Annotated in this window: 20 protein-coding genes; 8 read left to right on the forward strand and 12 right to left on the reverse strand. The window is 69.7% G+C overall.

What is annotated here, in order from left to right; translation table 11 throughout:
* The first annotated feature begins 9 nt into the window (after nucleotides 1–9).
* Nucleotides 10–1,482 carry a sigma-54 dependent transcriptional regulator gene (locus U4012_RS16130; protein WP_321799878.1) on the forward strand — a complete coding sequence of 491 codons (1,473 nt, stop codon included), beginning with the start codon at nucleotides 10–12 and terminating at the stop codon, nucleotides 1,480–1,482.
* Between the two features lie 976 nt (nucleotides 1,483–2,458).
* On the opposite strand, the gene U4012_RS16135 is transcribed toward U4012_RS16130, so the two are convergent.
* Entirely contained in the window at nucleotides 2,459–3,241 is a 783-nt protein-coding gene (locus U4012_RS16135) for an ABC transporter substrate-binding protein (RefSeq protein WP_044846588.1), read from the reverse strand.
* Between the two features lie 233 nt (nucleotides 3,242–3,474).
* Here U4012_RS16135 and U4012_RS16140 point away from each other — a divergent pair, with 233 nt between their 5' ends.
* Together U4012_RS16140 and U4012_RS16145 are read left to right on the forward strand one after the other, a co-directional pair.
* On the forward strand, nucleotides 3,475–3,894 hold the full coding sequence (locus tag U4012_RS16140) for an MbcA/ParS/Xre antitoxin family protein (RefSeq protein ID WP_044846587.1): 420 nt from the start codon (nucleotides 3,475–3,477) through the stop codon (nucleotides 3,892–3,894).
* Nucleotides 3,895–3,896: 2 nt separating this feature from the next.
* Nucleotides 3,897–4,595, forward strand: a complete 699-nt coding sequence (locus tag U4012_RS16145) for an RES family NAD+ phosphorylase (protein WP_124646469.1) — start codon at nucleotides 3,897–3,899, stop codon at nucleotides 4,593–4,595.
* Between the two features lie 100 nt (nucleotides 4,596–4,695).
* On the opposite strand, the gene U4012_RS16150 is transcribed toward U4012_RS16145, so the two are convergent.
* Nucleotides 4,696–5,421, reverse strand: a complete 726-nt coding sequence (locus U4012_RS16150; RefSeq protein ID WP_044846585.1) for a metallophosphoesterase — start codon at nucleotides 5,419–5,421, stop codon at nucleotides 4,696–4,698.
* 136 nt (nucleotides 5,422–5,557) lie between these two features.
* Here U4012_RS16150 and U4012_RS16155 point away from each other — a divergent pair, with 136 nt between their 5' ends.
* Nucleotides 5,558–6,211 carry a DUF1345 domain-containing protein gene (locus tag U4012_RS16155; RefSeq protein WP_044846584.1) on the forward strand — a complete coding sequence of 218 codons (654 nt, stop codon included), beginning with the start codon at nucleotides 5,558–5,560 and terminating at the stop codon, nucleotides 6,209–6,211.
* 214 nt (nucleotides 6,212–6,425) lie between these two features.
* Here the strand turns inward: U4012_RS16155 and U4012_RS16165 are convergent, their stop codons facing one another.
* Nucleotides 6,426–7,136, reverse strand: a complete 711-nt coding sequence (locus U4012_RS16165; RefSeq protein ID WP_321799883.1) for a class I SAM-dependent methyltransferase — start codon at nucleotides 7,134–7,136, stop codon at nucleotides 6,426–6,428.
* Between the two features lie 299 nt (nucleotides 7,137–7,435).
* Here U4012_RS16165 and U4012_RS16170 point away from each other — a divergent pair, with 299 nt between their 5' ends.
* Complete coding sequence (locus U4012_RS16170) at nucleotides 7,436–9,085, forward strand: DUF3459 domain-containing protein (protein WP_044846627.1); 1,650 nt, start codon at nucleotides 7,436–7,438, stop codon at nucleotides 9,083–9,085.
* 37 nt (nucleotides 9,086–9,122) lie between these two features.
* Here the strand turns inward: U4012_RS16170 and U4012_RS16175 are convergent, their stop codons facing one another.
* The 5 genes from U4012_RS16175 to U4012_RS16195 form a co-directional block, all read right to left on the reverse strand.
* Nucleotides 9,123–9,707: a thiamine phosphate synthase gene (locus U4012_RS16175; RefSeq protein WP_321799886.1), complete on the reverse strand. Its 585-nt coding sequence runs from the start codon at nucleotides 9,705–9,707 to the stop codon at nucleotides 9,123–9,125.
* A 22-nt stretch (nucleotides 9,708–9,729) separates the two neighbouring features.
* Nucleotides 9,730–11,070 carry a hemolysin family protein gene (locus U4012_RS16180; protein ID WP_321799888.1) on the reverse strand — a complete coding sequence of 447 codons (1,341 nt, stop codon included), beginning with the start codon at nucleotides 11,068–11,070 and terminating at the stop codon, nucleotides 9,730–9,732.
* A gap of 76 nt (nucleotides 11,071–11,146) precedes the next feature.
* Nucleotides 11,147–11,926 carry a sensor histidine kinase gene (locus tag U4012_RS16185; RefSeq protein ID WP_044846580.1) on the reverse strand — a complete coding sequence of 260 codons (780 nt, stop codon included), beginning with the start codon at nucleotides 11,924–11,926 and terminating at the stop codon, nucleotides 11,147–11,149.
* Between the two features lie 67 nt (nucleotides 11,927–11,993).
* Nucleotides 11,994–12,917: a DMT family transporter gene (locus U4012_RS16190; RefSeq protein ID WP_321799891.1), complete on the reverse strand. Its 924-nt coding sequence runs from the start codon at nucleotides 12,915–12,917 to the stop codon at nucleotides 11,994–11,996.
* 41 nt (nucleotides 12,918–12,958) lie between these two features.
* Nucleotides 12,959–13,816, reverse strand: coding sequence for a LysR family transcriptional regulator (locus U4012_RS16195; RefSeq protein WP_321799893.1), 858 nt, complete (start codon nucleotides 13,814–13,816; stop codon nucleotides 12,959–12,961).
* 109 nt (nucleotides 13,817–13,925) lie between these two features.
* Here U4012_RS16195 and U4012_RS16200 point away from each other — a divergent pair, with 109 nt between their 5' ends.
* The 3 genes from U4012_RS16200 (at nucleotide 13,926) to U4012_RS16210 (ending at nucleotide 16,974) form a co-directional block, all read left to right on the forward strand.
* Nucleotides 13,926–14,309 (forward strand): tautomerase family protein, encoded by a 384-nt coding sequence (locus U4012_RS16200; protein WP_124571627.1) that lies wholly within the window; start codon nucleotides 13,926–13,928, stop codon nucleotides 14,307–14,309.
* A gap of 139 nt (nucleotides 14,310–14,448) precedes the next feature.
* Nucleotides 14,449–16,080 (forward strand): CHAD domain-containing protein, encoded by a 1,632-nt coding sequence (locus U4012_RS16205; RefSeq protein ID WP_321799896.1) that lies wholly within the window; start codon nucleotides 14,449–14,451, stop codon nucleotides 16,078–16,080.
* A 48-nt stretch (nucleotides 16,081–16,128) separates the two neighbouring features.
* Nucleotides 16,129–16,974 carry a TOBE domain-containing protein gene (locus tag U4012_RS16210; protein WP_124486439.1) on the forward strand — a complete coding sequence of 282 codons (846 nt, stop codon included), beginning with the start codon at nucleotides 16,129–16,131 and terminating at the stop codon, nucleotides 16,972–16,974.
* Nucleotides 16,975–17,156: 182 nt separating this feature from the next.
* Here U4012_RS16210 and U4012_RS16215 read toward each other — a convergent pair whose 3' ends face one another.
* From U4012_RS16215 to U4012_RS16230, 4 genes are all read right to left on the reverse strand, one after another.
* Complete coding sequence (locus U4012_RS16215) at nucleotides 17,157–17,858, reverse strand: sulfate/molybdate ABC transporter ATP-binding protein (protein WP_321799898.1); 702 nt, start codon at nucleotides 17,856–17,858, stop codon at nucleotides 17,157–17,159.
* 106 nt (nucleotides 17,859–17,964) lie between these two features.
* A complete protein-coding gene (gene modB / locus U4012_RS16220) occupies nucleotides 17,965–18,642 on the reverse strand; it encodes a molybdate ABC transporter permease subunit (protein ID WP_124921428.1) in 678 nt (225 codons plus the stop codon).
* Nucleotides 18,643–18,652: 10 nt separating this feature from the next.
* Nucleotides 18,653–19,450, reverse strand: coding sequence for a molybdate ABC transporter substrate-binding protein (modA, locus tag U4012_RS16225; RefSeq protein ID WP_321799901.1), 798 nt, complete (start codon nucleotides 19,448–19,450; stop codon nucleotides 18,653–18,655).
* Between the two features lie 136 nt (nucleotides 19,451–19,586).
* Nucleotides 19,587–20,285, reverse strand: a complete 699-nt coding sequence (locus tag U4012_RS16230; protein ID WP_044845257.1) for a phosphatase PAP2 family protein — start codon at nucleotides 20,283–20,285, stop codon at nucleotides 19,587–19,589.
* Between the last annotated feature and the right edge of the window lie 43 nt (nucleotides 20,286–20,328).

The raw sequence follows: 20,328 nt of genomic DNA on the forward strand, positions 1-20,328 counted from the left end.
GGAACAACGATGGTTGCAAGGTCACCCGACGCAAGCGGGACGGCGGCGTCCGAGACGCCGCTCGTATCCGTCACCGCTCCCGAGGCCGGACGCAAGCTGTTCGTGATCATGCGTTCGCCGGACGAGCCGTTGCTGGCGCAACTGCGCGGGCTCGGCTGGGATATCTCGGTCGCGAAGACGGCCGGCGCCGCGCAGAACATGACGTCCGGCGTGAACGTCGCCGCCGGGCTCATCGATTTCTCGGGCTTCACGTCGCGCGACTATCCCGCGCTGAAGGCGTGCCTGAGCCAGCCGGCGATCGGCTGGATTTCCGTCGCGCAGGCCGGCATCACGATCGGCGCTGCCGTGCGCGAACTGATCCGCAGCTATTGTTTCGATTACGTGACGCTGCCGCTGCCGTACGAATGGATTTCGCACGTGCTCGGCCACGCGCGCGGGATGGCCGCGCTCGATCGCGTCGACGGCGCGGCATACGCGGCATCGATCGGCGAGCACGGGATGATCGGCAACTGCGAAGCGATGCAGCAGCTGTTCAGCACGATCCGCAAGGTCGCGAAAACCGACGCGAGCGTGTTCATCTCCGGGGAGTCGGGCACCGGCAAGGAGCTGACGGCGCTCGCGATCCACGAGCGCTCGGCACGCGGCAAGGGGCCGTTCGTCGCGATCAACTGCGGCGCGATCCCGCATCACCTGCTGCAGTCGGAACTGTTCGGCTACGAGCGCGGCGCGTTCACCGGCGCGAACCAGCGGCGCGCGGGCCGGATCGAATCGGCGAATGGCGGCACGCTGTTTCTCGACGAAATCGGCGACATGCCGGTCGAAAGCCAGGCGAGCCTGCTGCGTTTCCTGCAGGAAGGGAAGATCGAGCGGCTCGGCGGACAGGAATCGATTCCGGTCGACGTGCGGATCATCTCGGCGACGCACGTGGACCTCGACGGCGCGGTCGAAGCCGGCCGCTTCCGCGCGGACCTCTATCACCGGCTCTGCGTGCTGCGCATTCACGAGCCGCCGCTGCGCGCGCGGGGCAAGGACATCGACATCCTCGCGCATTACGTGCTGCAGAAATTCAAGGGCGACAGCGGCCGCAAGATCAGCGGCTTCACGTCGGCCGCGCTCGACGCGATGCGCCGCTACGAGTGGCCCGGCAACGTGCGCGAGCTGATCAACCGGGTGCGCCGCGCGATCGTGATGGCCGAGAGCCGGCTGCTGACACCGCACGATCTCGGGCTCGAGGTTCCGGGTGAAACGGAGCCCGTGACCCTCGAGCAGGCGCGTTCGCTCGCCGAGCGCGTCGCGATCGAGAACGCGCTGCTGCGCAACGATCACCGGATCAACAAGGCCGCCGCCGAACTCGGCATCTCGCGCGTGACGCTGTACCGGATGATGATCGAGCACGGACTCAACGACCACGACAACTCCGGCGACAACGGCGGGAAGGACGGCTCGCCGCCCGACGACGCCGACCACCAGCGAGTCGGCTGAAGGCGGCCCGGAAGCGTCCGCGGCCGGTCCGTGCGCGGGCGTCCGGCGGCATGTAAAGGGCGTGAAACGTTTCCTGCCGGCGGCTGTGCAAAAAGCCCCGGCAAACGCGGGCGGCGACGCGCGGCCCGCGCCGGGAAAATTTTCCGGCTCGTCCGTGCGCCTTGTCCGGCAAGGCGTTGCCGCCACGCGACCGAGGCCGCTCGCGCCCGGCATGTTTCAGTTTCGCAACGTCCGGCATGTCCCGCCCGACCGGGCCGCGCACTGGTCCGATGAAAGGCTTGTGCCGCCGGCCCCGAACGAAGCTGGCGCGCTCCTTGCACAGGTTGGGGTGCGAGAGTCGACGACGCGACGTCCGGCCGGTTCGGCAGCGAACCATTCGAGAACCGGCTAGGACGCAGTCCGCGGGGATGACGGCCGGACGGGCAGCATGGCCCCGTTCCGGGCGGCATGGGCCGTCGTCGTCGGATCGTCGGAGCACCGGCGGTGTCCGGTTGCCGGCACAAGCAACGACTCGAATACGGGGTAGAAAAATGAACGATCTCAACACGCCGCGGCCGGCAGGCCGCGATCGCGGTGATTCGACCCATCGCCGGTCGACCGCGCACCTTGCTGCCGGCCGGCACGCGTCGACAGGCCACCTCTCCGCGCCCGGTGCGAGGCGGATCCGGCTGATACCCGGTCATCCGCGCCGGGCCGGTGCTTTCCCGCTCGCCAATCCGGTCCGCATGGGGATGTGCACGCGGGCGCCGATACCCCGGCGCCCGGTCTTCGCTTATTGACGACGTCGAGCGCCTGCGGTCGCCAGCGCAGGCGATCCGTTTGCCATGGGAATGACGTGCGGCATCCGGTTGCGCGATACGGACGATGAAACCGGTGCGACGGCAGACGTCAGGGAGGCGTCGCCGTCCGGCGAGCAGGGGAGGGGCGGTCGGGCCGCGCGCGACGGGCATCGCACCCGTGCGCGCGCGGCGCCGCTTCAGCCGCCGTAGATGTCGAAGTCGAAGTACTTCGACGCGAGCCGCTTGTAGGTGCCGTCCTTGACCATGTCGAGGATCGCGCGATCGATCTTCGCCTTCAGGTCGGCGTCTTCCTTGCGCAGCCCGATACCGGCGCCGATGCCGAGCACCTTCTCGTCGACGAGTTCGGGCCCGACGAACTGGTAGCCCGCGCCGCGCGGCGACTTCAGGAACCCGATCGCGGCCTGCACCTCGTCCTGCAGCGCGGCGTCGAGGCGGCCCGACGTCAGGTCCGCGTATACGCCGTCCTGGTTCTGGTACGACACGACGTTCGCACCCTGCTTCGCCCAGTACGCCTTCGCATACGCTTCCTGCGTCGTGCCCTGTTCGACGCCGATCGACTTGCCCTTCAGCGATTCGGCCGTCGGCAGCAGCGGCGAGCCCTTCTTCACGACGAGCCGCGTCGGCTGGTTGTAGATCTTCGTCGTGAAGCCGATCTGTTCCGCACGCTGCGGCGTGATCGACATCGACGACAGCACCGCGTCGAACTTCTTCGCCTTCAGCGCCGGGATCATTCCGTCGAAATCGTTCTCGAGCCACACGCATTTCGCCTTCAGCCGTGCGCAGATCTCGTTGCCGAGGTCGATGTCGAAGCCGACGAGCTTGCCGTCGGGCGCCTTCGATTCGAACGGCGCGTAGCTGGCGTCGGTGCCGAAGCGCAGCGTGGTCCAGTCCTTCGCGACGGCGGGGCCTGCCGATACCGCGAGCAGGGCGATCGAAACGGCGGCAATCAGTCTCTTCATGGTGGTTCCTTGGCGTGGTCTATCCGGTTCTGGGCGACACGGTTGCTGCGGCGACGCACCGCATCCCGGTACGCTGTCCGCACGGACATTAACGCAGAAAATAAAATCGCAGTCCAGAATGGACAAAAAATATCGATCCCTCGGGAGGAATGCGGGTACGTCGGGGGACGACCCTTGCAAAAATACGAAAATGGACTAATCTTGTTAGTAAATTCGTTTCGAGACTAACGATCATGTCACAGCCCGCCTTCGATCCGCATTCCGCCCCGCGGCAGGCTTCGGTCGCGCAGATGTCGGCGGCGGGCCTGCGCGCGTTCTTCAACATCGCGCGCGACTGGGAGCTGACGATCGACGAACAGATCGTCCTGCTCGGCTCGCCCGGCCGCTCGACGTTCTTCAAGTGGAAGGCGTCGCCCGAATCGGCGCGCCTGCCGCGCGATACGCTCGAGCGGCTATCGCTGCTGCTCGGCATCTACAAGGCGCTGCAGATCCTGCTGCCGCAGCCGGCCGCGGCCGACACCTGGGTCAAGCGGCCGAACGACGCCGCGCCGTTCGGCGGCAAGCGCGCGCTCGACCGGATGCTCGCCGGCAACGTCGGCGACCTGGTCGCCGTCCGTCAATATCTCGACGCGATGCGGGGTGGCTGGGCGTGACGATGCCGATCGAAGCAGTACAGCACTGGCCCATGACCGTCGTCGACTGGGCACCTGCCTATCGCGTGATTCCCACTCGTTTTCCAGCCATCAACCTGTTCGACCGCGTCGCGTCCGCCGAGGATTTCGATGCGCTCTATGCGCTCGAATCGCTGACCAACGATCGCATCCGCAACGAAGTCGGCACGCTCGAACTCGTGCCGCCGGCGGAGCGTCGCTACGGCCCGGGCTGGGGGCCGATCATGGCCGCGTTCACGCATCTGAATCCGCAGGGCAGCCGCTTTTCGGACGGCAGCTACGGCGTGTTCTACTGCGGGCGGTCGCGCGATACGGCGATCGCCGAAACGCGCTATCACAGCGGGCTGTTCCTGGCCGCGACGAAGGAGGCGCCGATGCGTCAGCAGATGCGGCTCTACACGGTGTATGCGCAGGGCGACGTCGCCGACGTGCGCACGTGGCCGCAGCGCAGCCCGGCGCTGCTCGATCCGCTCGATTACGGCGCGGGGCAGGCACTCGGCCGCGCGGTGCGCGACGCGGGCGGCGCGGGGATCGTCTATCCGTCGGTGCGCGACCCGCGCGGCGAGTGCCTCGCGGCGTTTCGCACGACGCTGCTGCGCGATTGTCATCACGCTGCGTATCTCGAATACAACTGGAACGGATCCGCGATCGATGCGGTGTTCGAGCTGAACCAGGTGGGTTAGCGCAGTGCTCGCGCACGCAAACGCGCGCGCGTGAGCGTGAGTCCGCCGAGCGTTGCCGGCCCGCGGCCTGCGCAGGCCCGTTATCGGCGTGAACGTGGGCCTAAGGCAGCGGCAGGTCGCCCGCATGACGCGCGCGCGCGTCGGCCTGCGTCAGCGACCACGTGTCGCCTGTGCGCGGCTCGACGATCGTCAGGCGTCCCGACGGTGCGAACGCGCCGGTGTCGATGAACCATTGCGCGCCGATGCGCTGCGGCGCACGCACCGGCGTGTGGCCGGTGCAGGTCAGCGACAGGCCGGCCTGCCGGGCCGGGTCGACGAGCCCCTGGACCAGGTCGCGCCCCCAGATCAGCCGCTCGCGCACGTCGGGCGAATAGCTGCCCGCGTCGAGTTCGGCGTCCGGACCGAGGAATTCCGCATGCAGCACGTTGAAGCGCGCGGGGCCGTCGCCGATCACGCGTACGAGCGGCAGCGCGTCGACGCGCGCCGCGTGCGCGTGCAGCCGTTCCGGCGGGAGGTCGGCGCCCCAGTCGCCGCCGATCCCGCGCCACGCATCGTGCGACAGCTTGCCGCGCGCGACGAGGCTCAGCACTTCTTCGTGATTGCCGCGCACCACGTGGCACCACGGGCGGTCGAGCAGCTCGAGCGCGGTTTCGGACGCGGGGCCTCGGTCGACGAGATCGCCGACCGAGAACAGCCGGTCGCGAGCCGGATCGAAGCCGATGTCGTGCAGCAGCGCGCGCAGCACATCCACGCAGCCGTGCAGATCACCGACGACGAAGTCGCGGCCGGCCGCGTTCGCGGGATGGTGGCAGAGGACGGGAGTCATCCCGATATCTTAGGCGCTCACGCCAGTCGCAACGTCATGCAGGAATGGCGATAATCGGGGCGGTACCCGCCGGCGCTGCCCGGCGGGCCGTTCGCACGCGGGCCGAACCCTTTCCATCCGCTTTCGGAATCACACGATGACGCTTTATCCGCAGGTATTACGCAACCGGCCGCGCATGGTCGCCGCCTTCGCCGCGGGCGTGCTGTGCGCGCTGCTGCTGCCGTTGCAGTTGAGACCGACCGCGCGTGCGCTGATCGGCTGGGATTGCACGGTCTGGCTGTATCTCGTGCTGATGTGGGGGCGCATGGTCACCGCACATCACCATCAGGTGCGCGAGATCGCGATCCGCGAGGACGAGAACGCGACGACCGTGCTGACGGTGATCTGCATCGCGACGGTCGCGAGCGTCGCCGCGATCGCGATCGAGCTCGCCACCGCGAAGAACGTCGGCTTTCGTGCCGGGCTCGGCCACTACGCGGTCACGGGCGCGACGCTGTTCGGCGCATGGTTCCTGATCCCGACGATCTTCACGCTGCACTATGCGCGGCTCTATTACGGCTCGCCGAGCAGCGATCGCGCGCTGCGGTTTCCCGACCGCAACCCCGAGCCCGACTACTGGGACTTCCTGTATTTCGCCTTTACGCTCGCGGTCGCGTCGCAGACGGCCGACGTGTCGCTCGCGAATCGCGCCGCGCGTCGCGCGGTGCTCGCGCAGTCGATCCTGTCGTTCTACTTCAACATGGCCGTGCTCGGGCTGTCGATCAACGTCGCGGCAGGGTTGCTGAGCTGACGCGGATGACTTGAGCCGTTCTTACCGATCGCCGCGCTCGAGCGCGGCGGTCGGCGGCCCGCGCGTGGCTCGCTATCGAGACAGCGAGCGATCGGCGGATGCGTGCCGCCGTCGCCACGCGCCATCGCGGCTTCGAGCGGAAAGCGCGTCCGGATGGTGGCCGCGCTGACGCTGCGGCTCGCCGCTTCGCCCCGACTTACGCCGACTTACGCCGTCACGCGCCGCGCCGCGCCGCGATCCACGCGCCCCAGAACAGGCTCGAGAAAAAGCGCAGCGGCGCATCGAAGCCCGCATCGTGCAGCAACGCGAAGACGGCTTCCTCGGCAGCGGGCGGATCGGCGCCCTGCAGGATTTTCGCCAGCTGCGCACGCACGGCGTCGGGCGTCGCGCCCTTCATCCGCCAGCGCTGCTGCCACGCGTCGAGCAGGCGAGGGTGCTCCGCATAGCGGCGATAGTTGGCCGCGATCACGAGCGGTGCACCGGGCTTCAGGCGGCGCGCGATCGCATCCAGCAGCGCGGCCTTCGCCGCATCGCCGGGGACGTGATGCAGCACGCCGATCAGCGTCGCGCCGTCGAACGCCGGCGCATCGGGCAGCGCGTCGACGCCGGCCTCGACGAATTGCGTGCGGGCGGCGAACCCCGCCGCTTCGACGTTGGCACGCGCGAGCGCGAGCATCGGCGCGGACGGATCGACGGCCGTGAACTGCCAGCCCGGTTCGAGCGCCGCGGGCACGCAGATTTCCTGCCCCGTGCCGCCTGCGCCCACGACGAGGAGCCGCGCATCGCGTACACCGATCGCCGACGCGAGCATGCACGCGGCGAGTTCGTGGCACGCGTCGTAGCCGGCGAGCGCGATGCGGGATTGTTCGGCGTATTCGTGCGCGCGTGCCGGATCGAACTTCGCGGCGCTGGCGGGGAGCGACATGGAGATTCCTCGAATTCTCGCGCGGGCGAGGTGCCCACGCGCATCGCACCGAGCGTAAGTGCGGGGCCGCGGCGCAACAAGGCGAGCGACCATTCCGGTATGCGGACTACCCGATTCGGCGCGCATCGCGCGCAACCCTTGCCGGGGTCGATTCGCATTTAAAAATGTGAGGATTCGATGCGTCGCGATCGTGAAAGCGGCGCATACTTTTCTTCCCCCTGCCTGGCCGTCGCATGCCGGGCCCGATGCGCCGCGCGAATCGCGCGGCCATGCCGCTCGGCACGCACGAGGAGCGCATCATGTCAGATTGTCCGCACGATCCGTATGCGCAGCACTACATACACTGCCTGCCGTCCGGCGCGCAGCCCTGCGGTGCGCTCGGCACGTCGCCGCGCACGCATTTCCGCGTGTGGGCGCCGGGCAGCACGCATGTTCAGCTCGAACTCGATACCGGCTCCGGCCCGACGCTCGTCCCGATGACGGCGGCCGGTCCGCACTGGTTCGAAGTGTTCGTCGAATGCGGTGCGGGCGCGCGTTACCGTTACCGGCTCGACGATGTCGTGTCGATTCCCGATCCCGCGTCGCGTTCGCAACCGGACGGGCTCAACGGCCCGAGCGAGGTCGTCGATCCGCGCGCGTTCACATGGCGCAACACGTTCTGGCGCGGCCGCCCGTGGGAAGACATCGCGCTGTACGCGATTCGTCCGCACGCGGTGGGCGGCTTCGACGGCGTGCGCCGCCGGTTGCCGCAGCTCGCGCGTCTCGGCGTGACCGCGCTGGAGTTGCTCGCGTCGCCGCACGACAGTCTGCCGTTCGCGCCACTCGCGTCCGAGGGCGGCCCCGACGCGCTGAAGGCATTGATCGACGCCGCGCACGGCTACGGTCTCGCGGTTCTGCTGGAACTCGATTACGCGCGCTTCGGCAGCGGCACCGACGCACTGCGCCATTACGCGGTGCCGTTCTTCCATACGCGCGACGATCCGCTGCAGGCGGCGCCGCTTGCGCTCGACCATCCGGAAGTCTGCGACTTCTTCTGCGACAACGCGCTGTACTGGATCGACGAATACCGTTGCGACGGCCTGCGGCTGCGCGAGGCCGACCGGATCGGCACGTCGTGGCTGCGCGAGATCGCCGACCGCGTGCGCGCGGCCGTGCCGGCCGACCGGATGATCCACCTCGTGCTCGGCAGCGAGCGTCATCCGGTGCACCTGGCCGATACGCATTTCGATGCGCAGTGGAACGGTTGCGGAGAACGCGCATTGCATCGGCTGACGGGGCGCGACACATCGGCGCACGAAGGGATTTCGCCCCACCAGTCGATCCACACGCTCGCGCGCGCGCTGACCGCCGCAGGCGCGGCGTTCCAGCCGGCGGCGGCGGGCGACGGCCCGTGCGCCGAAGGGCTGTCGCTCACGTCGCTGGTGCTGTCCGACGGCGCGTGGCGTGACAGCGAACAGCGCGACAGCGAGCAGGCGGCGGGCCTCGCGGCGCTTGCGTTGTCGCTGCTCACGCCGCAGATCCCGCTGATCTTCGACGAAACCGCGCGCGATGTCGATCGCGCGCATTTCGTGCAGTCGGCGCTCGCGGTGCGCGCGAAGCTGATCGCGCCGCGGCTGTCCGATTGCCGGCCGCAGGACGCGCATGCGTTGAAGGCGAGCGGTGACGGCGATGCCGACGCGCTGCTCGCGTCATGGCGGCTCGCCGACGACGAGACGCTGACCATCGCGTTGAACCTGTCGCCCGACGCGGTGCCGTTCGATGCGCCGCGCGGGCAGGTCGTGTTCGAGACGCCGGCACGCGCACGCGACCGGGTCGACGAAGGGGAGTTGCCGCCGTATTCGCTCGTCGCGTGGCTGACGGGCGACGTCAACCGGTACGCGCTGACGCACGACGTGCGTCGGATCGACGACCGCGCATGGCGCGCGATGCGTCCCGTTCCGCACGCGTGATGCCCGGAGGGTCGGGCGCTGGCGCGCCCGGCCGCCCTTACCAGAAACCGCGAATGCCCGCGACGCCGTACGCGCCGTGGCGGCGCGCGTCGTCGAGATGCGCGCGCGTCATGCCGCCGAGCGCATAGACCGGCATCGCGGCCTGCGCGGCCAGCGCAGCGAATTGCGTCCAGCCGAGCGTCGGCGCGCCGGGATGGCTGAGCGTCGGCAACACGGGCGACAGCGTGACGAAATCCACGCCCGCACGCGCGGCCAGCACGAGATCGTCGGCCGCATGGCAGGCGGCCGACATGCGGCGAGCGGCCGGCAGCGGCCGTTGCGCGACGGCGCGCAGCGCGGCGCCGTCGAGGTGCCAGCCCGCGCCGTCGAGCCGCATCACGCCGGCCGCGTCGATCGGCCCGTTGAGCATCAGTTGCGCGCTGGCGGCGTCGCAGCGCGCGAGCGCATCGGCGGCCAGCCGTGCGAACGCGGCCGCGTCGAACGACTTCACGCGCAGCTGCACGAGCGTTTCGCCGCGCGCGAGCACGGCCGACAGCGTGTCGAGGAATGCGAGGCAATCGGCGGCCGACGCGGACGCCGGCTCCGGCGTGATCACGCAGCAGCGCGGCAGCGTCGGCGTCATCGCGCGCGGCCCGCGGCGGCCGTCATTCGTCGGCCTCCTTCGCGATCTTCGGATAGACGCGCACCAGCACGATGCGCGGACCGTTCATCTTCTTCACGACGACGTCGAAGCGATCGAACGACACGCGCTGCCCTTCGGTCGGCAGATCGCTGAGCGCGTGAATCACCAGGCCGCCGACCGATTCCGCACGCCCTTCGTCGATGTCGATGCCGAGCGCCTGCTCGAGCGACACGACGGGCAGGCTGCCCTTGCCCATCAGCGTGCCGTCGTCGAGGCGGCTCCAGTCCGCGTCGCCCTGGCGGAACTCGTCGTGGATCTGGCCGACCAGCGCACCGAGCAGGTTGTCGAGCGTCAGGAAGCCGATCGGCTTCTCGCCCTTGTTGCCGACCAGCGCGAAGTGCGGCGCGCCCTTGCGGAAGCGGCGGAACAGCTCCAGCGCCGGCGTGTCGGGCTTCACGTACTGCACCGGGCGCACGTAGTCGGACAGGTCTTCGAGCGCCGCCCCGGCGTGACGCGCGAGCAGCAGGTCCTTCAGGTGGATCAGCCCGCTCACCTGTTCGCGCGACGCATTCTCGAACAGCGGATAGCGGCTGAAGCGGTGCCGCGCGACGATTTCCATGTTGTCGGGCAGCGGCAGGTCGCGGCGCAGGCCGATCATTTCATGCGCCGGCCGCATCAGGTCCGACACCGTCATCGACGAGAAATCGAGCGAGTGCGCAAGCGTGTTCCACTCGTCGTTGGTGTACGTGCCGCGCGCCGGCTGGGCCGCGTTGCCCGCGCTGCGGCGGCTGCGCAGGATCAGCTTCAGCTCGTCGGTCGAGTAGTGCGCATCGCCGCCATGGTCGGCCGACAGGCCCGCGAGCTTCAGCACCGCGTTCGCGCTGGTGTTGAGTACCCAGATCGCCGGATACATCGCCCAGTAGAACGCGTAGAGCGGCAGCGCGACCCACAGGCCGACCTTCTCCGACTGGCGGATCGCCATCGATTTCGGCGCGAGCTCGCCGACCACGATGTGCAGGAACGAGATCAGCGAGAACGCGAACACGAGCGAAATCAGGTGCACGATGCGTTCGGACTGCACGCCGATCAGGTCGAGCAGCGGCCCGATCAGTTCCGCGAACGCCGGCTCGCCGACCCAGCCGAGGCCGAGCGACGCGAGCGTGATGCCGAGCTGGCAGGCGGACAGATACGCGTCGAGCCGGCCGTGCACGATCGCGAGGATGCGCCCGCGCAGGCCGTGCTTGCGGGCAAGTGTCTTGACGCGCGTCGCGCGCAGTTTGACGAGGCCGAATTCGGCTGCGACGAAAAACCCGTTGAGGGCCACCAGGAACAACGCGCCGATGAGCGCGAAGATCTGTAACAAAGAATCGCTCCAGTCATGACAGGCCCAACAGTATAGGGCCGGAAAGGGGAATGTAATGTGTCGGGCGGCCGATGGCTTACACCGGCGCCTCGCAGGGGACGGTGAGCGACAGGGTGACGGCGGCGCCGTCGGCGAACGGGGCGTGGGTGAACGAGCCGCCGTGCGCGAGCGCGACACGCTGGCACAGCGCGAGCGCCGCTGCGACGCGCTTCGCGTCGCGCGGGTGCAGCATCTCGCGGCGCGCGAACGGTTCGAATGCATGCGGCAGCGCCGGATCGGCGAGGGCGGCGGCGTTCACGTCGCAGGCGACGTGCGCGACGTACTGCGCGCCGTCACGCGCGCACGTGAACGTCACGCGGCTGCCGGCGGCGCTGGCTTCGACGGCCGTCGTCAGCATCGTCCAGAGCGCCTGCGCGATGCGCTCGCGGTCGGCGGTCAGCGACGGCTCGCCGTCGGGCAGCGTCGCGTCGACGCTCACCTGTCGTGCGTCGGCGAGTGCGCAGCGCACCAGTGCGAGCGTGTCGTCGAGCAGCGGGCGCAGCGCGAACGGCTGCGTGGCGATCGCCAGGGTGCGTGTTGCCGCGCGCGGTGCGTCGAGCACGTCGTCGATCAGCGCGACCTGCTGGTCGATCCCCGCGCGGATGCCCGCGAGCGCGCGTTGCAGGTTCGGGTCGGCGCTGGCGAGCTGGCGCTCGAGCACGTACGCCCAGCTGTGCATCGCGTTCAGCGGGCTGCGCAGGTCGTGCGAAGCGATGGACAGCGCCTGGTCGCGCTGGAACAGCGCGGCCTCGGCGGCATAGTGCGCTGCGCGTTCGCGCAGCAGGTCGGCGGCGGGATCGACGGGAGTGGACGTCACGGGGCTGGCCTGTCGGAAGCGGTTGGCATGAAAAGCACGCGAACCGCCATTATAGGGATCGTGCGTGTCACGCCGGCAGCGCGTCCTCGTCCTTTTTCCGTGCGTTGCCGTTCGGCAGCAACTGGCACGCGAGCAGGCCGGCGAGCATCAGCGCGCAGCCGACCAGCGCGCGCAGCGTCAGCGTCTCGCCGAGCGCGGCCCAGCCGGCGATGGCCGCGAACACGCCCTCCATGCTGAAGATCACGGCCGCGTGCGCCGGCGCCGCATCGCGCTGCGCGACGACCTGCAGCGTATAGCCGACGCCGACCGACAGCAGCCCGCCGTACAGCAGCGTCGGCAGCGCGCGCTTCAGCATCGCGAGGTTGACCGGCTCGATCGCGAGGCCGGCCGCGAGGCACAGCACGCCGCACGCGACGAATTGCAGGAACGCGAGCACGAGCGGATCGTGCCGCTTCGCGAAATGGCCGACGGTCATCACGTGCGCGGCGATGACCACGGCGCCCGCGAGCTGGAACCAGTCGCCGTAGAGCACCGAGAAATGCTCGTCGATGCTGAGGAAGTACAGGCCGAGCGCCGCGAGCAGCGCGCCGAACCACGTGCCGGCGCCGATCCGGTGGCGGACGAACACGCCCATCAGCGGCACGATCACGACGTACAGCGAGCTGATGAAGCCCGCGTTCGCGACCCGCGTGTACTGCAGGCCGACCTGCTGCAGCGAGATCGATACGGCGAGCAGCACGCCGAGCGCGAGACCCGGCGCGAACAGGGCCGGCTCGCGGCGAATCGCCGCGAACTGCGCGCGCGAGCCTGCGTTGACCATCAGCAGCGGGAGCAGCACCAGCGCGCCGAGCAGGAAGCGCAGCCCCGTGAACAGGAACGGCCCGATCACGTCGAGGCTCAGTCGTTGCGCGACGAACGCCGAGCCCCAGATCGCGGCGGCGGCGAGCATCAGCAGGTTGGCACGGAGGTGCTTGCGGGCGTCGGGTTTCATCGGAATTCGTCAGGGGATTGCGGGCAGCGGAACCGCGTAGTTTACGCCGAGATTGCAAGGCTGTCGGAAAACCTGCGAAGTGCGGCCGCCGCGCGGGCGGCGCGCACGCGTGAATACAGCACGACCTGCGAATGCGGCAGCGGCGGCAGGCCGAATTTCGTGCCGACGTCGACCAGCGTGCGCGGCGCGACCCGCCGGGCCAGCGGACAGATCGCGAGCCCGGCCGCGGCGGCGGCCGTGACCGCCGCGACGCCGCCGCCCGTAAAGCGCTCGCGCCACGGCCGCCCCGCATGCTCGAGCGCACGCAGCGCGGCGGCCCGCACGCCGCACGGCCCGGCCAGCACCGCGAGCGGCAGCGGCTCGCCCGCGCGCGGCGCCCAGTCGGGCGCGGCGAGCCATGCGAGCGGTTCGGTGAACAGCAGCGTGCCGTCGTCGCGCGGCGGATCCTCGCCCGGTTCGTGCCGCACGATCGCCGCGTCGAGCCGCCGTTCGTCGTATTGCGCGAGCAGGCTCGCCGACATGCCCAGATGCATCTCCAGCGACAGCCCGGGATCCTGCCGGTGCAGGCTCGTCAGCACGGCCGGCAGGTCGGGCACCGCGACGTGCTCGCTGACCCCGAGCGACAGGCGGTGCGTGCCGGCCGAAATCGCGCCGAGCGCCTGGTCGTGCGCCTCGAGCAGCGCGCGGGCGGCCGGCAGGAAGTTCTCGCCGTCCGCCGCCAGCTTGACGACGCGCGGCGTGCGTGCGAGCAGCGGCTTGCCCAGGTGCGCTTCGAGCCGCTTCAGCTTCAGGCTGACGGCCGATTGCGTGGTGCCGAGCGCGTCGGCGGCGCGCGTGAAGCTCGCGAGATCGGCGACCAGCACGAATGCGCGCACCGCATCGAGGTCGAGGACTTTCATTTCGAATGTAAATGAATGAAATATCAGATGATGACTGTTCATTATAGTTCTGCGCGCCTAACCTGACCTTGCGTTTCCGATTCTCAACGTCACCGAAAGGAGCAGGACCATGCCATTCACCCGTATCGCCGTGCGCGAAGGCAAACCGGCCGCCTACCGTGCGGCGCTCGTCGACGGCGTGCACCGCGCGCTGATGCACACGTTCAACGTGCCCGAGGACGACATCTTCATGGTCGTGACCGAGCATTCGGCCGAGAACTTCTTCTTCGGCCGCCACTACCTCGACATCGAACGCAGCGACGATCTGGTGATGGTCCAGATCACGGCGAACAACACGCGTACGCTCGAGCAGAAGCAGGCGCTGTACCGGACCATCGCCGAGAATCTCGCGCGGCAGCCCGGCGTGCGGCCGCAGGACGTCTTCATCAGTCTCGTCGAAGTGCTGAAGGAGGATTGGTCGTTCGGCAACGGCATCGCGCAATACGTCGTCTGATACGTCGTTTGATGCGTGACAGGGGCGACAGGGCCAGATCGTCGCCAACGCATATTGGCCGCGTGTACTATGGAAGCTGCTTCACGGACGACGCCGGCACGGAGGACGTGCCGGCGATTCTTCATGTGCAGGAGCCTCCATGTCGCGTGTGCTGGAAATCGTGTTGTGCCTGTCGCTGGAAGGTTGGCCGGTCAGGGCGGGAAGCCGGGCCCGTGGTGAGCAGCGCGACTTCGGCGCCGAACTCGTCCGTGCGTGGCGGATCTGTCCGCAGGTGCGGATGCGGCGCGGCCAGGAACACGTGACGATCGAGCCATGCCAGGTCGAGGAAGCCGAGCCGAGCCCCGGCGAGTGCTGGTGGACGTGGATCGAGTCGAACGCGCACGGCCGGCGGGTCGTCGCGTCGCGCACGAAGGCATTCGCGCCCGGCGTCGTGGAGCGCGAACTGTTCGATGCCGAACACGCGGGCATCGCGGTGGCCACGCCCGCATCGGCGCCGATCGCCGATGCGGATGCGCCGCAGGCGACCGGCGAGGGCGACCGCGTGACGGCCGACGCCGTTGCAGAAGCGGCGCTCGCCGCATCGTCCGGGCCGGCGCCGCTGCGGCTCGTCAGCGAGCGGCGGCGCGGGCGCTGGGCGGACGACAGCGGCGTGGTGGTCGAGATGACGCTCGACGACATCATTCTGCACCGTGGCACCGAACCACCGCGCCGCCAGGTCGAGCTGCGCCTCGCGGCGCCCGACTGGGAAACCGTCGCCGCGCGCACGGCCGCGCTGCGCGCGCTGTTCGCCGCCGCGCGCGAGCTCAGCGGCGCATGGCCCGCGTTCGTGCAGCTCACCAGCGTGATCGATCGCGCGTGCGCGGGCGAGCCCGCCGTTGCGAGGCCGGTCAAGGCGCAACTCGTCGACCTGACCGGCATCCGCACGCAGCGGGCCGCGCTGTTCGCGCTGTCCGGCGACATTGCCGCGCAATGGCTCGGCAACGAGGGCGGCGTGCTCGATCGCGACGATCCCGAGTTCGTGCACCAGATGCGCGTCGCGCTGCGCCGGCTGCGCACGCTGATGCGCTTCTTTCCACGCTTTGCGGACGAGCAATGGAAGAACACGTTCGGCGCCGACTTGCGCTGGGTCGCGTCGCTGCTCGGCACGGTGCGCGACTGGGACGTGTTCTCGACCGAAAGCCTGCCCGCGCTGATCGCGGCCGACGGCGGCAGCGCCGACTGGGACGGCACGCTCGACGCCGCGCGCGTCCAGGCGACGGCGGCGCGCGTCGAATTGCGCCAGGCGTTGCATTCGGCGCGCTATGCGCGCCTGACGCTCGGCTGGCTCGAATGGCTGAGCGCGCTCGCGCTGCCGCCGGCCGCCGGCGACGACGACACGCCGTCGCTGCGGCGCCACGCGACCAAGCGCGTGCGGCGGCTGTTCGGTCACCTGTATGCATCGCCGTCGCTCACGTCGCTTGACACGGCCGCGCGGCACCAGGTGCGGATCGACGCGAAGCGGCTGCGCTACGCGCTCGAGTTCTTCGCGTCGCTGGCCTCGCGCCGCACGCGCAACGAAACGGTCAAGACGCTCGCGCGCGTGCAGAGCGTGCTCGGCGAGGCGAACGACACGATCGTCGCGCTGCATCATCTCGAGCAACTGGCGGCGCCCGCGTACCAGCTCGGTTTCGTGCGCGGCTACGGTGCGGCGCTCGAGCAACGCGCGGCGCGCGACGCCGAGGCGCTCCTCGCGAGCCTGCGCCCGCCAAAGCTCGACGGCAAGCCGCGTTGAGCGGCGCGCGCTCACTATAATGGCCACCCGTTTTCTTCCGACAGACCGATGAGCGACGCATCGCCTCCTTCCTCTTCCGCCGGGCCGCTCGAACTGGGCGGCGAACTGTGGCTGCGCGCGGGTGAGCAGACGCTCGGCGGCGCCACCCGCATCGCGCTGCTCGCGGCGATCGGCGACACCGGATCGATCACGCGCGCGGCAAAGGCCGTCGGGCTCAGCTACAAGGCCGCGTGGGAGGCGATCGATACGATGAACAACCTGGCCGGCGAGCCGCTCGTGACGCGCTCGACGGGCGGCAAGGGCGGCGGCGGCACGACGCTGACGCCGCGCGCGACGTCGCTGATCGCCGCGTTCCGCACGATCGAGCGCGAGCATCGCCGCTTCATCGACGCCGCGAGCGCGGCGGTGTCCGGCTTCGACGTCGACTGGGCGCTGATCGGCCGGATCGGGATGAAGACGAGCGCGCGCAACCAGTGGTTCGGCAAGGTCGAGTCGATCGTGCGCGGCACGGTGAACGACGAGGTGACGCTCGTGCTGCCGGGCGGGCAGGCGATCGTCGCGGTGCTGACGCACGAAAGCGCCGACGCGCTCGGCCTGCAGCCGGGCGCGGACGCGTGCGCGCTCGTGAAGGCGTCGTGGGTCGTGCTGGCGGTCGACGACGACGGCGGAGCCGACGCGACCTTGAAGGTGTCCGCACGCAACCAGTTGCACGGGACGGTCGAAACGGTCACGGCGGGCGCGGTGAACAGCGAGGTGACGCTGGCGCTCGACGGTGGCGGGACGCTCACGGCCGTGGTCACGAACGACAGTGTCGGCGCGTTGCAACTCGACGCCGGCCGGCGTGCGATCGCGCTGTTCAAGGCATCGAGCGTGATTCTCGCGGTGACGGGCTGATCGCACGACGGCGGCGCGCGCCGTCCCTGTCGATGACCGTGGGCGGACGCGGCGAAACCGGCGCCGCCCGACATGCAGGAGGCGCCGGTTTCGATCCCCTTTTCAGCTCGTTCCAGCTTGTGCCGCACGTGCGGCTTCTCTCAGGCTCCAACGTGGCCACATGGGCCACCGCCTTCGCGCGATCACGTGACGCGCGTCGGCCACTCGGCGTGCGGCGTTGCGGCCTGCACGCGTCCTTCGCTCAATTGCACGACCTGGTCGCCGAACGCGGCGACGTCGTCGGGATCGTGCGAGATGAGCACCATCGGGATATCGAGCCGCGCCTGCAGTTCGGCGAGTTCGTGGCGCATGCGCTGGCGCAGCGCGCCGTCGAGCGCCGCGAACGGCTCGTCGAGCAGCAGGATGTTCGGCTGCGCGACCAGCGCGCGGGCAAGCGCGACGCGCTGTTTCTGCCCGCCCGACAACTGCGACGGGAATTGCCCGGCGAGCGTGTCGAGTTCGAACGCCTGCAGCCAGTACGCGACTTCGGGCGGCACCGCCTTCGCACGCGGGTTGCGCAGGCCCGGCGTGAGCCCGAACGCGATGTTCTGGCGCACGTTCAGGTGCGGAAACAGCGCATAGTCCTGGAACAGATACGCGACGCGGCGTGCACGGGTCGGCACGTCGATGCCGCGCGCGGAATCGAACAGCGTTTCGCCGTTCAGCGTGATCGTGCCTTCGTCGGGTGACAGCAAGCCGGCGATCGCCTGCAGCGTCATGCTCTTGCCGGCGCCGGACGGCCCGAACAGCACGACGCGCTGCGTGCTGGCCGTAAACGACACGTCGAGCGTGAAGCGGCGCTCGGCGTTCGCGTAGGTCTTGCGGATATCGACGGCGACGCTCATGCGGGCCTCCGTCGTGCCGCGCCGTGCGTGCGCGAAACCGCCCGCGCGACGGGACGGCGTGTTGCCGCGACCGGTGCGGCGCAGCGGTGCGGATGCGGCTGGCGCGTCATGTCGGCTGGCTCCGTCCGGCACGCGACGGCACGAGCCAGCCGGTCGCGAGCAGCACGAGCACGCAGGTGATCGACGTCACCAGCACGAGGAAATTGGCCGTGCTGTCGTCGCCGGCCTGCACCGCCGCATAGATCGCGACCGACAGCGTCTGCGTGCGGCCGGGCAGGTTGCCCGCGATCATCAGCGTCGCGCCGAATTCGCCGAGCGCGCGCGCGAAGGCAAGCAGCGCGCCGGCCAGGATGCCGCGCGTGGCGAGCGGCAGCGTCACGCGGAAGAACACCGCGGCTTCGCCGAGCCCGAGCGTGCGTGCCGCGCGCTCGAGATGCGGGTCGACGCTTTCGAACGCGGCGCGTGCCGATTTCAGGATCAGCGGAAACGCGACGACCATCGACGCGATGACCGCGCCCTGCCACGTGAAGACGAGTTCGATGCCGAGCGTGTCGAGCCACGCGCCGAACACGCCGTGCCGGCCGAGCAGCACGAGCAGGTAATAGCCGAGCACCGTCGGCGGCAGCACGAGCGGCAGCGTCAGCAGCGAATCGACCACGTCGCGCAGCGGCGAGCGCCAGCGCGCGAGCACGAAGGCGGCGGCGACGCCGAGCACGATGTCGAGCGCGGTCGCCCAGCCGGCGACCTTCAGCGACAACAGCAGCGGTACCCAGGCGTCCTGCATCATGCTGCGCTCACTTGCCCGCGGGCTTGAAACCGAACGTCGCCAGCACGGCCTGGCCCTGCGGCGACGCGACGAAGTCGATGAACGACTGCGCCTCCGCGGCATGGCGGCTGTCCTTGACCACCGCGATCGGATAGGTGATGGCCGTCTGCGTCGGCACGGTCAGCGCGACCTTCACGCGGCCCGGCATGATCGCCGCGTCGGTGCCGAACACGAAGCCCGCGTCGACTTCGCCGCGCGCGACGTAATCGAGGCTCTGGCGCACGTTGGCGGCCAGCACACCCTTCGCGCTGACGGCGTCCCACACGCCTGCCGCGCGCAGCGCGCCTTCGGTGTAGCGGCCGACCGGCACCGACGCCGGGTCGCCGTACGCGATGCGCTTCACGCCGGGCGCCGTCAGGTCGTTCAGCGACGTCGGCGCGACCGCACGGCTGTCCGCCGGCACGATCAGCACGAGCGAGTTCGCCGCGAAATCGCGGCGCGTGCCCGGCACGATGACCTTTTCGCTGACCGCGCGATCCATCGCCTTCTGGTCGGCCGAGGCGAACACGTCGGCCGGTGCGCCCTTGGCGATCTGCTGCATCAGCACGTCCGACGCGCCGAAGTTGAACAGCACCTTGGTGTCCGGATGCTGCTTCTGGAACGCATCGCCGACGGCCTTGAACGCGTTCGTCAGGCTCGCGGCCGCCGACACGACCAGCTCGTCGGCAGCGCAAGCCGGCGCGCTGAACGCGATGCCCGCGGCAAGCGCGGCGAGCGGCAGCAGGCGGAGCAGGGTGCGGCGAAGCGGGCGGACGGTCGAGCGCATGGTCGGGGCGTTTGAATGGTTGGAAACCGTAATCGTAATATAGGGCGGGTTATAACGCTCGACATACCGTTCATGCGACGGCGCGCATGACGATCTTCAGACTTGAAAGGCGACCGGATGACGTGCGTGCGGCCCGTCACGCGTGCAGCAGCGGCTGCGACGAATCGGTGCGCTGCAGCGACGACGGCTGCGATGCCGGCCGGTAGTTCGGATTCGCTTTCCAGCGGGCGCGGACGAACGGCCGCTCGTGCCCCGACAGCTCCAGCGCGACCCTGGTGACCCAGCGGTGCGACGGCACCGTGATGCCGTGCAGTGCGACGGTGACGAGCGCGAGGCTCGCGACGACCGCCGCCACCGACCAGCGGTGCGGTACCGCGTGCCACGAGCCGGCGATGAACGCCAGCGCGGCGATCGCGCCGACGATGCAGCCGGTGATCGATTCGGACGGCGAATGCGCGTCAAGCGCGACGCGCGACACGCCGACCGCGATGCCGGCCGCGAGCCCGAGCGCGATGCCGGCGATCCGCACCGGCGTGCGCGTGCGGATCAGCGCGAGGAAGATCGCGACGGGATACACCGACGTCGACAGCATCGCGTGGCCGCTGAATCCCGTGAAGTCCCACGCGCGGATGCCGATGCCCCAGCCGAGGAAGGCGATCTTCGTGAGCGCGACGACCCCGATCGCGGCCGCGAGCACGCCGAGCCACGCGGCCGCGCGCTGCCACGAGTAGCCGAGCGCGAGCCATACGGCGATCGTGATCGCGAGCGGCAAGGTCAGGCCGGCGCCACCGAACGCGGTGATCGTGATCCACAGGTGAGAGGGCAGGTCGAACATCGGGAGGGGAACGAGCAGGGGCGGGACGAATGCTTAAATCAAC

The organism is Burkholderia sp. BCC1988, assembly GCF_905339895.1.
GTDB lineage: Bacteria > Pseudomonadota > Gammaproteobacteria > Burkholderiales > Burkholderiaceae > Burkholderia.